The sequence below is a fragment of the Brachyspira sp. SAP_772 genome (genome assembly GCF_009755885.1).
GTDB lineage: Bacteria > Spirochaetota > Brachyspiria > Brachyspirales > Brachyspiraceae > Brachyspira.
The window spans coordinates 703,863-720,359 of record NZ_VYIX01000002.1 but is presented as its reverse complement, the minus strand read 5'-3'; the positions used below and the strand labels follow the sequence as shown (position 1 = coordinate 720,359).

Annotated in this window: 12 protein-coding genes and 1 pseudogene; 3 read left to right on the top strand and 10 right to left on the bottom strand. The window is 30.7% G+C overall.

The genetic code is table 11. From position 1 onward, the window contains the following. Positions 1 to 8 precede the first annotated feature (8 nt). From GQX97_RS14965 to GQX97_RS08330, 3 genes and pseudogenes are all read left to right on the top strand, one after another. Positions 9 to 1,136 (top strand): annotated as a pseudogene (locus GQX97_RS14965) (acyl-CoA dehydrogenase); the annotation flags it as partial. Between the two features lie 18 nt (positions 1,137 to 1,154). Then, entirely contained in the window at positions 1,155 to 1,934 is a 780-nt protein-coding gene (locus GQX97_RS15150) for an FAD-binding protein (RefSeq protein WP_368666567.1), read from the top strand. 54 nt (positions 1,935 to 1,988) lie between these two features. Beyond that, positions 1,989 to 3,200 carry an FprA family A-type flavoprotein gene (locus tag GQX97_RS08330; protein ID WP_157151480.1) on the top strand — a complete coding sequence of 404 codons (1,212 nt, stop codon included), beginning with the start codon at positions 1,989 to 1,991 and terminating at the stop codon, positions 3,198 to 3,200. A gap of 277 nt (positions 3,201 to 3,477) precedes the next feature. Here GQX97_RS08330 and araA read toward each other — a convergent pair whose 3' ends face one another. The 10 genes from araA to GQX97_RS15115 all read right to left on the bottom strand — a co-directional run bounded on the left by araA (position 3,478) and on the right by GQX97_RS15115 (position 16,225). Beyond that, positions 3,478 to 4,971: an L-arabinose isomerase gene (gene araA / locus GQX97_RS08325; protein WP_157151479.1), complete on the bottom strand. Its 1,494-nt coding sequence runs from the start codon at positions 4,969 to 4,971 to the stop codon at positions 3,478 to 3,480. A 19-nt stretch (positions 4,972 to 4,990) separates the two neighbouring features. Beyond that, positions 4,991 to 6,667, bottom strand: coding sequence for a ribulokinase (locus tag GQX97_RS08320; RefSeq protein WP_157151478.1), 1,677 nt, complete (start codon positions 6,665 to 6,667; stop codon positions 4,991 to 4,993). 98 nt (positions 6,668 to 6,765) lie between these two features. After that, positions 6,766 to 7,740, bottom strand: coding sequence for a galactofuranose ABC transporter, permease protein YjfF (gene yjfF, locus GQX97_RS08315; protein WP_157151477.1), 975 nt, complete (start codon positions 7,738 to 7,740; stop codon positions 6,766 to 6,768). Then, the gene (locus GQX97_RS08310; RefSeq protein ID WP_157151476.1) at positions 7,733 to 8,785 is read right to left on the bottom strand and encodes an ABC transporter permease; all 1,053 of its coding nucleotides are present in this window, start codon (positions 8,783 to 8,785) and stop codon (positions 7,733 to 7,735) included. Before GQX97_RS08310 ends, yjfF begins: the two co-directional genes overlap by 8 nt. A 2-nt stretch (positions 8,786 to 8,787) precedes the next feature. Continuing rightward, the gene (locus tag GQX97_RS08305; protein ID WP_157151475.1) at positions 8,788 to 10,287 is read right to left on the bottom strand and encodes a sugar ABC transporter ATP-binding protein; all 1,500 of its coding nucleotides are present in this window, start codon (positions 10,285 to 10,287) and stop codon (positions 8,788 to 8,790) included. A gap of 71 nt (positions 10,288 to 10,358) precedes the next feature. Then, positions 10,359 to 11,342 (bottom strand): ABC transporter substrate-binding protein, encoded by a 984-nt coding sequence (locus GQX97_RS08300; RefSeq protein WP_157151474.1) that lies wholly within the window; start codon positions 11,340 to 11,342, stop codon positions 10,359 to 10,361. Between the two features lie 150 nt (positions 11,343 to 11,492). Beyond that, the gene (gene mmsB, locus GQX97_RS08295; protein WP_157151473.1) at positions 11,493 to 12,680 is read right to left on the bottom strand and encodes a multiple monosaccharide ABC transporter permease; all 1,188 of its coding nucleotides are present in this window, start codon (positions 12,678 to 12,680) and stop codon (positions 11,493 to 11,495) included. 33 nt (positions 12,681 to 12,713) lie between these two features. Next, positions 12,714 to 14,243: an ATP-binding cassette domain-containing protein gene (locus GQX97_RS08290; RefSeq protein WP_157151472.1), complete on the bottom strand. Its 1,530-nt coding sequence runs from the start codon at positions 14,241 to 14,243 to the stop codon at positions 12,714 to 12,716. 31 nt (positions 14,244 to 14,274) lie between these two features. Next, positions 14,275 to 15,357 (bottom strand): multiple monosaccharide ABC transporter substrate-binding protein, encoded by a 1,083-nt coding sequence (chvE, locus tag GQX97_RS08285; protein ID WP_157151471.1) that lies wholly within the window; start codon positions 15,355 to 15,357, stop codon positions 14,275 to 14,277. Positions 15,358 to 15,622: 265 nt separating this feature from the next. Beyond that, positions 15,623 to 16,225, bottom strand: a complete 603-nt coding sequence (locus tag GQX97_RS15115; RefSeq protein ID WP_198391209.1) for an alpha-L-arabinofuranosidase C-terminal domain-containing protein — start codon at positions 16,223 to 16,225, stop codon at positions 15,623 to 15,625. Positions 16,226 to 16,497 lie beyond the last annotated feature (272 nt).

Sequence of the window (16,497 nt, the reverse complement as noted above, 5' to 3'; positions counted from 1 at the left end):
AGAAGCAAATGTTTAAAACAACTGAACAACACGAAGAATTTCGTGCTAAGGTCAGAGCTTGGGCTGAAGAAGTAGTAAAACCTATTGCTGTAGAGCTTGACCTTGATAATAAATTCCCAGATGAAGCTGTAAAAGAAATGGGTAAAAAGAAATTAGATATTATGGGTATACCATATGGTAAAGAATACGGCGGTGCAGGATTAGACGTTATTAGTTATGCTATAGCTGTAGAAGAACTTTCAAGAGTTGATGGTGGTGTTGGTGTAATTTTATCAGCTCACACTTCTTTAGGTTCTTATCCTATTGCTGCTTTCGGTACTGAAGAACAAAAGAAAAAATATTTGGTTCCTCTAGCTAAAGGAGAAAAAATAGGTGCTTTCGGTTTAACTGAGCCTGAAGCTGGTTCTGATGCAGGCGGTACAGAAACTACTGCTGTATTAAATGGTGATCACTACATATTAAACGGTGAAAAAATATTTATCACTAATGCTCCTAAAGCTGATACTTATGTAGTATTTGCTGTTACTACTCCTGGTATTGGTACTAAAGGTATTAGTGCTTTCATAGTAGAAAAAGGTTGGGAAGGTTTTGAGTTTGGTGAACATTATAACAAACTTGGTATACGTTCATCTTCTACTGCTCAATTACTTTTCTCTGATGTAAAAGTTCCTAAAGAAAACTTACTTGGTAAAGAAGGACAAGGTTTCAAAATTGCTATGCAAACTCTTGACGGCGGACGTATAGGTATTGCTGCTCAAGCTTTAGGTATAGCACAAGGAGCTTATGAGGCTGCTTTAGAATATGCTAAAGACAGAATACAGTTTGGTCGCCCTATCGCTCAGCAACAAGCTATTGCTTTCAAACTTTCTGATATGGCTACTAAATTACGTGCTGCAAGATTACTTGTTTACAGTGCTGCTTATCTTAAAGAAAAACATGAACCTTATGGTATGGAAGCTGCTATGGCTAAACAGTATGCTTCTGATATAGGTTTAGAAGTTGTTAATGATGCTCTTCAAATCCATGGCGGTAACGGTTATATTAAAGGTGCTTACATGGTTGAGAGAGCTTACCGCGATGCTAAGATTTGTACAATCTATGAAGGTACTAACGAAATTCAAAGAGTTGTTATTTCTGCTGCTATACTTGGTAAAATGCCTAAATCTCCTGCAGCTGCTGTTGCTGGTCCTATGGCTAAAAAAGGTCCTATCACTGGTGAAAGAAGAAATATCATCTTCAAAGAAGGTTCTGCTCAAGACAAAGTTAATGCTCTTGTTGCTGCTTTACAGAAAGATGGAATTGACTTCTCTGTTGGTATTGACATTAATACACCTATAGTTGATGCTGAGAGAGTTGTTTCTGCTGGTAAAGGTATTGGCGGTAAAGAAAATATGAAGCTTGTTGAGAATTTAGCTAAGGCTGCTGGTGCTGCTATTGGTTGTTCTCGTCCTGTTGCTGAAGAATTGAGATACTTACCTATCAATAGATATGTTGGTATGTCTGGTCAAAAATTCAATGGTAACTTGTATATTGCTTGCGGTATTTCTGGTGCTAACCAACACTTGAAAGGTATTAAAAACGCTTCTATCATAGTTGCTATCAATACTAAAGCTTCTGCTAAAATATTCAAAAATGCTGACTATGGTATAGTTGGTGATGTTACTGAGATACTTCCTTTACTTACTGCTGCTTTGGGCGGAGATGCTGCTAAAAAACCTGCTGAAGTACCTTACAAGAAAATTAAAAGAATCGTACCTAAGAAAGTTATGGAAATGCCAAAAATATATGTTTGTTCTGGTTGTGGTTATGAGTATAATCCATTCGTTGGAGATCCAGAGGCTGAAATAGCTCCAGGTACAGACTTCACTGCTCTTCCAGAAGAGTGGGTATGTCCTGAATGTAGTGAAGAAAAAGCTAACTTCATTAAGGCGTAAATAATAATTAAGTAAAATGCTTAATTTTGATAAACTAACAAAGGAGGAATTTTAATGCATTGCGTTAGAAAAGTTACTGAAGATTTATATTGGGTTGGAGCTAATGAACATCGCTTGGCTCTATTTGAAAATGTTCACCCTTTAACTAGAGGGGTTTCTTATAACTCTTATCTTTTATTAGATGAAAAAACTGTTCTTTTTGATACTGTTGATTGGGCAGTTTGCAGACAATTCTTAGATAATATAGAATATGTTTTAAACGGTAAAAAACTTGATTATATGATTATCAACCACATGGAACCTGACCATGCTGCTTCTATTGAAGAAGTATTGATTCGTCACCCTGAAACTCAAGTTATCGCTACTGAAAAAGCTTTCATGTTTATGGATCAATTTGGTTTCACTATTACTGATGACAAAAAAATACAGGTAAAAGAAGGTGATTCTAGAAAATTTGGTAAGCATGAAATTCACTTCATTGCTGCTCAAATGGTTCACTGGCCTGAAGCTATGGTTAGCTTTGACAGCACTAATGGTGTTTTATTCTCTGCTGATGCTTTCGGTACTTTCATTGCTATAGATGGAAGATTATTTGCTGATGAAGTTAATTTCGACAGAGAATGGCTTGATGAAGCTAGAAGATATTATACTAACATCGTTGGCAAGTATGGCCCTCATGTACAGCATCTGCTTAAAAAAGCTGGCGGTATAATAGACAAAATTAAAATGCTTTGTCCTTTACATGGTCCTGTATGGAGAAAAGATTTAGGTTATATACTTGAAAAATACAACAAGTGGAGCACTTATGAGCCTGAAACTAAAGGTGTATTAATTGTTTATGCTTCTATGTATGGCAATACCGAAGCTATGGCTGGTGTTGTTGCTTCTAAATTGGCTGAAAAAGGTGTTACTAACACTGTTATGTATGATGTTTCAAGTACTCATGTTTCTTATTTGATTTCTGAAACTTTCAAATATAGCCATGTTATACTTGCTTCTGTTACTTACAACTTGAATATTTATCCTCCTATGCATAATTACTTAAGCGATATGAAGGCTCTTAATGTTCAAAAGCGTAAGTTTGCTATCATAGAAAATGGTTCTTGGGCTCCTAAATCTGGTGCTTTGATGCAAGAGTTCATTGAAAACAACTTAAAACAATGCGAAATTATTGATCCACAAGTATCTGTTTCTTCTGCTATGAAAGATGCTAATATTGGTGAGATTGATGGTTTAGTTGATGCTATAGTTGAATCTATGAAATAATATTAAAATCATTAAAAAAGCATAATAAAGCCAACCGTAAATTCACGGTTGGCTTTTTCTTTCTATATAAATATATTAATATAAATAAATATATCAATCAATAATATAAAAAATACATATTAAGTATTATTCTATATAGCCTATCATTTATTAATTATATTAATAAAGTTAATATATTTTCTAATTGAAAATCAGTCATTTTAAAAAAATTTATTTAAAATAAAAAAGCTTTCTACTATGTTAATCATAATAGAAAGCTTATTTAAGCAACTAAATATTATCTCATATTCCAGTAAGCTTCATTCCAATTAATTTCTTTTCTAAACTCATTAATTTTAGTATTTTCATCTATAACTAAAAGTTCTATTTGAGCCATTTCAGCGAAGTCTACCAAATAATCAACATTAATAGCATTAGAGTAAGCAGTATGGTGTCCGCCTCCTGCTAATATCCAAGCTTCTGCAGCTGTAATTAAATTAGGAGCAGGCTTCCAAAGTACTCTTGCTACTGGCAATTTAGGGAATTTATTATCTTCTATTTTTACAGCATTAACAACATTAACAGCCATTCTGAATCTGTTTCTCATCTCAACTATAGAAGCACATAAAGCCTCTCCAGGCTGACCATTAAATACCAAACGAGCAGGAGCTTCTTTATCCCCTATTCCTAACTCATGAACCTCTAAATTAGGTTTAGCATCTGCTATTGAAGGACAAACCTCAAGCATGTGAGCTCCCAAGTTCATCATATTATTTTCTTCAAAGTGATAAGTGTAATCTTCCATAAAAGAAGTTCCACCCTTTAAACCATTAGCCATAACCTTTATAGTTCTAACCAAAGCAGATAATTTCCAATCTCCCTCAGCACCAAAACCATAACCTTCAGCCATCAATCTCTGTGTAGCTAAACCAGGTAATTGTTTCATTCCATACAAATCTTGGAATGTATTAGTAAATGCTTTTGCTTTTTTATCTTTCAAAAATGCCTTTAGGGCTATTTCTGTTTTTGCCTGTTCTTTTATATGTGAGATAACAAAGTCTTTATTGTCTCCATAAGCTATATTATAAGTATCTTCATACTCTTTTATAAGCTTATTAACTTCGGCATCACTAACTTCATTTATATATTTTACCAAATCACCAACAGCATAATATTGAACTGACCATCCAAATTTAATCATAGCCTCAACTTTATCACCGTCAGTAACAGCAACATCTCTCATATTGTCGCCAAATCTTACAATATTCATATCCATACCATCAACATAAGCAACTGCCGCTCTCATCCATACAGATATTCTATCCTGTACTTGTTTATGAGACCAGTGTCCAGCTATAACCTTACGAGGTATATTCATTCTTGAAGTAGCAAAACCAAACTCTCTATCACCATGAGCAGACTGATTCAAATTCATGAAATCCATATCTATTTTGTCATAAGGTATTTCAACATTAAACTGAGTATTTAATTCTAACATAGGTTTTTTTAATACATTTAATCCTTTTATCCATGCCTTTGCAGGAGAAAATGTATGCATCCAACATATAACACCAGCACAATTTACATTAGAATTAGCTTCATTTAATTGAGATAGTATTTTATCAGAATCTGTCAATATCTCTTTACATACAACTTTATATGGCAAAGAACTATTATTTAATGCCTCAACTATCTTCTTAGAATTAGCCCTAACCTCTTTTAATGTCTCTTCACCATATAAATATTGACTTCCTGTTAAAAACCAAAATTCATATTTAGATAAATCTATCATAATTATGACCTCCAAATTATTAGTTATTATTAATTAAATCCTCACTAAACTTAGCAAGTTCTTTATATTTTTTATATAATTTTTCATATATTTCAACATTTTCTTTTATAGGTTTATGTATTCTATCTATACCAGCAGATAAAGCATTTTGTGCCTCAAAAACTGTATCATATAACCCATAAGCCTTAGCAGCAAATACAGCAGCCCCTATAGCAGGTGCCTGATCGCCTTTTGTTACATATATCTCTCTATTTGTAACATCAGCCAATATCTGCATACCTAAAACACTTTTTCTTGCAACTCCCCCTATAGCCATAACTTTTTTAATCTCTATTCCACCATCCTCAAAACATTCTATTATAGCCCTTGCACCATAAGCTGTAGACTCTAAAAGCATCTTCATAAAAACAGAAGCATCTACCCCCAATGACATTCCAAATATAGTAGCCTTTAAATTTTGATTAGCAAAAGGAGTTCTTCTTCCATTAATCCAATCCACAGCAACAGGAGAGTTTTCATCTGTTTTTATTTTACTAGCCTCTTCTTCCAACAAAGGCAATATCTTTTTTTCAAACATTTCTGTCTCTTCTTCTGTGCTTTTTATTATATTTTTATAAGGCCACATTAACATATTTCTAAACCAAGAATAATAATCACCATAAGCAGACTGTCCTGCCTCATAACCTATATACCCCTCAACTACTGAGCTATCAACCTGACCGCATATTCCTTTTACTAATTTTTCTTCACCAGAAGTAATATTTCCAATAGTTACATCACAAGTAGAAGTACCAATACTTTTTACCAAAACACCAACATCTACCAAGCCGCCAACTGCCCCTATATGAGCATCATAAGCTCCCACACAAACCAATATACCTTCATTAAGACCAAATTTTGAAGCCCATTCTTTTGTTAAATATCCCTCAATAGTTTCTGTTGAATATGTTTCTCTACCCAATGAATCTCTTATATCTCCTAACTTAGTATCAAATTTATCAAAGAAACTTCTAGGAGGATATCCGCCCCAACTCTTATGCCACATACATTTATGACCTGCCGCACATCTGCTTCTTTTTATTGTATTAGGATTAGTATTGCCGCATAATAAAGCTGTTATCCAATCACAATGTTCCATAACTGTATATACAGCATCTTTTACTGCCTTATTATTTCTTATAACATGCAAAGTTTTTGCCCAAAACCATTCTGTTGAATAAACACCGCCAAGATATTGTGTATAATCTACATCATTATTATGTGAAACTTCATTAATTTCATCAGCCTCTTTCACTGAAGTATGGTCTTTCCAAAGTATAAACATAGCATCTGGATCATCTTTAAACTTTTCACTCATAGCCAAAGGCATACCTTCTTTATCGCATAAGCAAGGCGTAGAGCCTGTTGTGTCTATACATATGCCTCTTATTTTTTCTGCAACATCATTAAAATTCTTCTTAGCCTCTTCAATAGCTTTATTAACTGCTTCTGTTAAACTTTCAATATAATCTAAAGGATGCTGTCTAAATTGATTTATTTTGTTATTACAATAAAGACCATTTTTCCATCTCTGATAATAACTAACATAAGAACCAACTACATTGCCATTTTTAGCATCTAAAATAACAACCCTAACTGAATCTGAACCAAAATCTGCACCTAATACATAATGCTCATTAACATTAAAATTTTTCATTTTATAATTACTCTCCTATCATTCTTGATATTATAATCCTTAAAGTTCTTAGCAAAAATAAAAAACTTTAAAAGTTTAATCTAAGAATATTAATTAACTTAATTAACATTTGTTTTCTTAATAAAAAATGTCTGGAATAGTATAAAGAATAAAAGTAATATACCTATAGCTATTCTAGTCCACCAAGAGCTTAAAGTACCTTGAAACATTATTAATGTTTGTATAACTCCTAATATTAATACTCCAAAAAGAGTACCTACAACATTTCCAACTCCTCCAGATAAAAGCGTACCGCCTATTACACAAGAAGCTATAGTGTCTAATTCTCCCCCTTGAGCATGCAAAGAATATCCAGATAACATATATAGAGAAAATATAACTCCTGATAAAGAAGCTAAAAAACCATTAATAGTGTATACAATAACTTTTGTTTTTCTTACACTCAATCCCATTAACATCGCTGATTGTTCATTGCCTCCTATGGCATACAAAGTCCTTCCAAATTTAGTATAATAAAGAATTATATATGATATAACAAGAACTATTATTGCTATTACAACATTAACAGTGATAGTTCCATTGATGAATGGTATTTTAAATAATGCTATCTTTTGAAATAAAGCATTATTAATAGTTATAGATTCAGTACTTATAATATAGCATAATCCTCTCGCTAAAAACATACCAGCAAGAGTTACTATGAAAGGAGCAACATTAAATATACTTATAACAACACCATGTACAAGTCCAAAAATTGTACCCACAGATAATCCCATAAATATAACTATAATAGGATTTATTCCAACTTTCTCACTTAAATGTGCTACAACCATAGTTGTTAATGCTATTATAGAACCAACTGATAAATCTATACCTCCTGTAATAATAACCATTGTCATACCAGCAGCTGTAACCATCATAAATGCATTATCTATAAATAGGTTATAAAATACTTGGGCAGAGAAAAATCCCCTAAACATTATGCTTCCTATTGCAAACATCAATAAAAATAATATTATTGTTATTGATACAGATATATTTCTCCTAATAAATAAAACAAATCTATTATTCATATAATTTACCACCTTTTTTTGAAAATGGTTTTACTACAAAACTTCTAAATTCTTCTGATTGTATTAAACTTATTATAAACACAACAATAGCTTTTATAACCAAAGTAATCTCTGGAGGAACACCTGTAGAATATATAGTTGTAGTTAAAGTTTGTATAATAATAGCACCTATTACAGTGCCCATAATATAAAACTTTCCGCCATTAAGAGAAGTTCCGCCTATTACCACAGCCAATATAGCATCCATTTCAAATAATAACCCAGCATTATTAGCATCTGCACTCTTTACATTAGAACAAACTATTAACCCTGAAATAGCTGAGCAAAATCCACAAAAAGCATAAGATATAAACAATATTATACTAGCCTTAATACCAGATAATCTGCTCGCTTCTCTGTTTATACCAACAGATTCCAAAAATAATCCCAAAGCAGTTTTTCGAGTAAAAATTATAGTAAATACAATTATTATTAAAGATATGATTATAGTAAAAGGTATTTTAAATATGTATCCATTTCCTATAAAGAAAAAAGGAGCATAATAAACTGTAATAATCTCTCCATTTGTAATTAATTGTGCTATTCCTCTTCCAACAACCATCAATATAAGTGTAGCTATAATAGGAGGTATTTTTATTTTAGATACCAAAAATCCATTCCACCCTCCGCATAATAATCCAACCAATATAGCCACTATTATAGCAAAAGGCATAGGATAATTAGAAACATAATGTTGAGTGCCGTCAGCAAGCAACACCAACTTTCCTCCTATTAAACTAGCAACAACTGAACCAGTTATTGAAACTATAGCACCTACAGATAAGTCTATACCTCCTGTAGCAATAACCAATGTCATACCTATAGCAACTAACATAACAGGAGTAGCACGATGTAATATATCTATTAAATTACCATATAATCTATCTCCCATTACTTCTATTTTGAAGAAATTTGGCGTGAATATTAAATTATAAAGTAATATTATACACAAAGCCAAAATAGGCCAAAAATATTTATATCTTCTTAGTTTATTTAATTTTTCCATAATTATTTTTCCTGAGCAATACTATTTAATATATTCTTTTCATTAATATCATTTCCAAAAAGTTCTTTTATTTTTCTATTATCTTTAAATACCACAACTTTATCTGATGAACGTATAACCTCTTCCATTTCAGATGATATAAAGATAAATGACATTCCTTTACTGCTTAAATCGAGCATCATTTTTTGTATTTCAGATTTAGCCCCTATATCAATACCCCTTGTAGGTTCATCTAATATCAATAACTCTGGATTTGTACAAAGCCACCTAGCTAAAAGAACCTTCTGCTGATTTCCTCCGCTTAAAAATTTTATAGGTTTATTGGCATCTACCGTTACTACATTAAGTGCTTTTATGTATTTATCTGCCATTTTTTCTTGTTTTTTTCTATCAATATATTTAAATATTCCCTTTTTTGCCTGTAATGCTAATATTATATTTTCTCTAATACTTAAATCTCCAATAATTCCTTCTAATTTTCTATCCTCTGAACAAAATCCTATTTTATTATTTATAGCATCTATAGGCTGAGAAAAATCCTTTTTTTCATCTCTTATAAAAATATTACCCGTATCCTTTTTAACTGCCCCAAATATAAGTTTTGCTGTTTCACTTCTTCCAGAACCTAATAAACCAGAAAATCCAACTATCTCTCCTTTATTAATGTTGAAAGATACAGGACTCATATACATTTTCTTACCTAAATTGTCAATCTTAATAAAATTATCAACATCGCCATTATATTCTTTTTTTGATGTAAGAGTTGACATATCATCATACTCTTTTCCAAGCATTTCTTTTATTAAATCTAATTTGCTTAACTCAGAAGTCTTATGAGTTCCAACTAAAGCTCCATTTCTTAAAACTGTAATAGTATCAGATATTTTATACACCTGATCCAAAAAATGTGTAACAAAGATTATACCTAATCCCTCATTTTTTAATTTTCTAATAATATCAAAAAGTTGATTAACTTCATTTTCTTCAAGTGATGATGTAGGTTCATCTAATATAAGTATTTTAGCATTCAATTGAATAGCCCTAGTAATAGCTATCATTTGCTGTATACCTAAAGAGTAGTATGATAGAGGTTTGGTTACATCTATATTTAATGATAGGTTATCAACTACTTCCTGAGCTTTGGATATTAATTTCTTTTTATCTATAAAAATACCTAATTTTTTAGGCTCTCTACCTATAAAAATATTTTCTGCTACAGTTAAATTATTGCATAAATTTACTTCTTGATAAACTGCACTGATTCCTATTTTTTGAGCATCTAAAGGTGAATTAGGAAAAACTTTTTTACCCTCTAAAATAATTTCTCCGCCGTCTAATTTATGTACGCCTGTAAGAACTTTAATTAAAGTAGATTTGCCTGCTCCATTCTCTCCCATGAGAGCACATACTTCTCCAGAATTTAATGAAAAATTTATATTTTTTAAAGCTTGAACACCAATAAAAGTCTTTTGTATATTTTTCATCTCTAAAATAGTTTTCATATAGCATGTTTCCTTTTTAATTGGGCATTTGATTATAAATTATTAAATCAAACACCCAACCACTTAGAATATTAATATTTTCTATTAGGGAATTCTTGAGCAGCAACTTCTGCTGGGAATATGCCTTCTTCTACATATATTGATTTTGGAACCTCTTCTCCTGCTACAACCTTTTTAACAGTTTCCATTAAAAGATCTCCAAATAAAGGATTACATTCTACAGTACAATTAAGTTTTCCTGCCATCATAGCTTCAAAAGCACCTCTAACACCATCTATAGATACTATAACAATATCTTCACCTGGTTTTTTACCTGCTTCTTCTATAGCCTGTATAGCACCTATAGCCATATCATCATTATGAGCAAATAAAATATCTATTTTTGGTTCTGCTTTTAAGAAAGCTTCCATTACTTCTTTACCTTTTGCTCTAGTGAAATCACCTGTTTGAGAACGTATAACTTTATAATTAGGATAATTACTAATTACTTCCAAGAAACCTTTTTGTCTGTCATTAGCTGGAGAACTTCCAACTGTTCCTTGAAGTTCAACTATATTTAACTCTTCTGAACCTCTGCCTAATTTATTCATATATTCTACTAACCAATTAGCTGCTTTTTTTCCTTCTTCTATAAAATCAGAACCTATAAAAGCAACATATAAATCATCACTGCTTACTGTTGCTCTTCTATCTGTAACTATTACTGGTATATTAGCTTGTTTTGCTTCTTGTAAAACTGCTTCAAAACCTGATTCTACTACAGGAGAAAAAGCTATAGCATCTACTTTTCTAGCTATAAAACTACGTATAGCTTTTATTTGGTTTTCTTGTTTTTGCTGAGCATCAGAGAATACCAACTCTATGTTTGCATTTGAAGCTGCTTCTCTTATAGATTTTGTATTTGCTGTTCTATACTCACTTTCAGCACCTACTTGAGCAAAACCAAGAACTATTTGTTTATCTCCTCCAGAAGCTGCTCCAGCATTATTGCCTCCAGAACAAGAAATCATAAAGAATACGAAAGAACAAAGAATAATAGATAATTTTTTTATCATATTAAACCCTCCAAATATTTTATTGATTATATTTTCTTATTATATAAAAATGAAACACTTTATATACTATAATTATTACCTTTATACTACAAATTTGATTTATTTAAAAATAAAAATCATAAAAACAATTTTTACTCACAGATTTTAGGTTTAAGCATTTTTCTTCTGTTTTGACAATAAATCAAATGTAACAGCACCTAATAATACCAAGCCTTTAACTATCTTTTGTATATCTGTAGATAATCCTACAAGTGACATACCATTATTTAATATACCCATAGTAAAAGCACCAACAACTGCACCAATAATAGTACCAACACCGCCTGATGTTGCAGCACCGCCTATATAACATGCAGCTATAGCATCCATTTCAAAACCGTCTCCAGCCTTAGGTGTAGCAGATGCATTTCTTGCTGATAATACTATCCCTGCTACAGCAGATAAAAGTCCCATATTAGCATATACCCAGAAAAATACTAATTTAGTGTTAATACCTGATAATCTAGCAGCCTTAGCATTTCCTCCTAAAGCATATATCTGTCTTCCAGCTATTGTTTTTGTTGTAATGAAGTGATATATAGCAATAAGTATTGACATTAATATTAATACAACAGGTATACCATTATATCTAGCTAATTTATATAAGAAAAACCATAATACAGCTAATATTACAAAAAGTACTATTGCCTGCTGCCATTTTACAATAGTAGGAAAACCATATTTAGCTCTTTCTCTGTCTTTCTTTATTGCTGATAATATTATAAATATAGTTATTATTAAAGCTATTATAATAGGAACCAAATCTAATTTTATTGCACCTAATGAAATTTCTATATTAGGTAAAAATCCAATAGCCAAAAAAGTATAATCTTTAGGCAAAGGACCTTTAGTTTGAGCTTGAAGCATGGTGTATGTCAAACCTCTTCCCATTAACATAGTAGCCAAAGTTACAATAAAAGGCGGTATTGATAAAACAGAAACAAAAAATCCAACAACAACACCAGATAAAGTACCTATAACTATAGCTGCTAAAAAAGCAACAGGGGTGGGCATACCCAAATCAACAACAAATATTGCACTTGTAGCACCGCAAAGAGCAACTATAGAACCAACACCTAAATCTATATTACCAGTCAATACACATAATAGCATACCTATAGATAATATAACTATATATCCATTTTGCATTATTAAGTTATTTATATTTGTAGGAGATGCATTTTTCCCACCTGTAAGAATATAGAAAAGAAAAAATATGGCTATTAAAGCTATTATCATCCCATATTGTTTTACATCTATATTAATATATTTATTAGTATTAGAGTTTGTTTTATCCATAAATATCCTCCGTTATTATTTTGACTCTCTTAATTAACTATCTTGAATAATACATTTCATTATATTTACTTGATTTATGTCTTCTTTTAATTCACCTACTATTTTACCTTCATTTAATACATAAACCCTATCTGACATTCCAATAACTTCTGGTAATTCTGAAGAGATTATGATTACAGCCTTACCCATTTTTACTAAATCATTAATAATACAATATATTTCATATTTAGCCCCAACATCTATACCGCGTGTAGGTTCATCTAATATAAGAACATCAGGATTAGAAAGCATCCATTTTGCTAAAACAACCTTTTGCTGATTTCCTCCTGATAAAGAACCAACAACCTGATTAATTGAATTAGATTTTAAATTTAATAAATTTTTGTATTCATGAGACTTTAATATTTCTTCATTATCATTAACAACCCCAAACTTAGAAAAAGCATTTCTAAGACTAGCCATAGTCATATTATGTTTTATATCATCTATAAGAACTAAACCATAAGTTTTTCTGTCTTCTGAAGTATAAGCTATTTTATTGTCTATGGCCTCTTTAACACTTTTTATGAAAACTTCTTTTTCATGTATTTTCATGTTGCCGCTAATGCGATCCCCATAAGTCCTTCCAAATATACTCATAGCAAGTTCAGTTCTGCCGCTTCCCATTAAACCTGCTATACCAACTACCTCTCCAGCTCTCACATTTAAAGATATATCCTTTAAAACATGTTTACTACCCTTAAATACATTCCAATTATTTATCTCAAATATTACTTTTCCTATTTGAGTATTTTCTCTTTTCGGATACCTATTTGTTAACTCTCTTCCAACCATTCCTTTTATTATAGTATCCTCATCAAAATTATCCTTACCCTTATGTAATGTTTGTATACTCTGACCATCTCTAATAATAGTAATTGAATCTGCTATATAACTTATTTCATTTAATTTATGAGATATAATAATACAAGTAATACCTTCATTTTTAAGCTGTTTAATGATTTCTAGTAGATTCATACTTTCTTTATCATTAAGAGATGCTGTAGGCTCATCTAATATTAAAAGTTCTACTTTTTTGGCTAAAGCTTTAGATATTTCAACTAATTGCTGTTTACCAACACCTATAGTATAAATAGGGTCCATTACATTTTCATTTTCTAATCCAACAACTTTAAGCATTTCAATAGCTTTTTCTCTAGTTTTATTCCAATCAATAACACCTTTAAAAGAAATTTGTTCATTTCCTAAAAATATATTTTCAGCTATTGATAGATAAGGAATTAATGCAAGTTCTTGTTGTATTATAACTATACCCTTATGCTCACTATCTTTAATATTTTTAAATTTACATTCCTCCCCATTATAATATATTTTTCCTGTATAACTGCCATGTGGATAAACTCCTGAGAGAACATTCATAAGTGTTGATTTACCAGCACCATTTTCTCCACATAAAGCATGTATTTCACCCTTTCTTACCTTTAAATTAACATCATTAAGCGCTTTTACAGATGAAAATTCTTTAGTAATGTTTTCCATCATTAGAATATAATTATTATCCATATGAATGTCCTCCCTTAATCAATTAAGAATATTAATTAATTTGAAGTTGTTCTTTTGTATAATATCCACTATCAACTATTACTGTCTGATAATTATCTTTATCAACAGCAATAGGTTCACATAAATAAGTAGGTACTATTTTTACATTATTATTATATTGAGTAGTATCATTTATTTCTGGCTCTCCGCCTTTCAATACTGCATCTACCATAGTAGCACATTTCTCAGCTAATATTCTTGTATCTTTAAATATAGTCATAGTTTGATGACCTGAAATAATATTTTTTATAGCCATCAAATCTGCATCCTGTCCTGTTATTATTGGCCAGTCTTTACCAACTTGATAACCAGAAGCCTCTAAAGCAGAACGTATACCATAAGCAAAACCATCAAAAGCGCTGCAAGCTATATCTAATTTTTGATTATTATAGTAGCCAGAAAGATAATTTTCTGCCCATTGTTGTGCAGTTTCTTGTGACCATCTTAAAATACAAGTATCTTGGAAACTTGTTCTTTTAGTTTTACAAACTAATACACCATTATCAAGATATGGTTGTAAAACTTCCATTATACCATTATATAAGAAAAGAGCATTGTTATCGTCTGGTGAACCCATAAAGAATTCTATAGTATAACTTCTATTTTCTTGTTTAGCTGTTTCTAAATTTTTTGCTTTTACTATATATTCAGCTATTTTAGTTCCTACACCTTTATTATCAAATGTAGCATAATATGAAACAGAATCTGTATCCATTAATAATCTATCATAAGCTATTACCGGTATACCGTTATTTTTTGCCTGATCCAAAACATTTACTAATGCTTGAGAATCTACTGAAGCTACAACTAAGCAATTCACTCCCTTAGCTATGAAGTTTTCAATTTGTGATACTTGTGTTTGAACATCATCTTCTGCAAATTGAATGTCTACTGCATAGCCTAATTTCTCTAAATTAGCTTTCATATTAGCAGCATCATTTATCCATCTTTCTGATGATTGTGTTGGCATAGCAACACCTACTAAAAGTTTATCTCCACTACTTTCATTTCCTCCAGAGCAAGAAATCATAAAGAATACGAAAGAACAAAGAATAATAGATAATTTTTTTATCATATTAAACCCTCCAAATATTTTATTGATTATATTTTCTTATTATATAAAAATGAAACGCATTATATACTATAATTATTACTTTTATACTACAAATTTGATTTATTTAAAAATAAATATTATAAAAATAGATTTTTTTTACTCAAAGATTTTTAGATTTAAGAATTTTCTTCTGTTTTGATAATAGCTAACATAAAATACAAGCAAAATTACCATTACATGCATACAATATAACAACCATAACTAAATATGCCGCTAATATATCATGTTAATTAATATTATTATTTATCTCTATATCTTTACATTCACTAGGTTTTACAGAATCATTATTTGCACTATTAACTGCTTTTATATCGAAACCAGTCATAGTAGAAAATTCAAGTATTTTATTAGCTTTAAATCCTCCTAATTCTATTTCTGTCTCAATGCTTTCTTTATCAGATCTATTAACAGCAAACACAACTATTTCTTTCTTTTCTTCATTGTATATTACTATTGAATCTAAATATGGTACATCATTAAAGTTTTTACTATCATATTTAGGAGATTTAACCTCTGTTCTTAATGCTGTTCCTCTACCATTATTAGAAGCCTGCATAAATGGATAAAATATAGTTTGAGCCCATGCTTTTCCATTAGGTTCTGTAAATATAGGTGCTATAACATTAACAAGCTGAGCAAGACATGCTATTTTTACCCTATCACTATGTCTTAAAAGACTCATTATTAAAGAACCAACCAATAATGCATCTTCAAAAGTATAAATATCTTCTAATAATCTTGGTGCTTTACCCCAAGGAGTTTTTTCATTAATCTCATTGTCTTGAGATTGTGAATGAAACCAAACATTCCATTCATCGAAAGATAGCATTTCTTAAATCACTAAGGTAAGTACCTTCCTTATGATTACAATATTAAAGTATATTACAAGCTTCCTGTATTCCTCTAGTACCTAAATTAACAGCCATATTTATTTCTGTATTAACTTTTTTTGCCAATTCCATAAATTCATGAAGCCCAAAACTATTATCTTCAACAGTTTTCCAAGCTAAATCTAATCTTTTAGGTTTTTTATCTTTAGGTTCTATTCCATCTTCCTATCTATATCCAGAAACAAAATTTCCTCCCGGATATCTAACTATA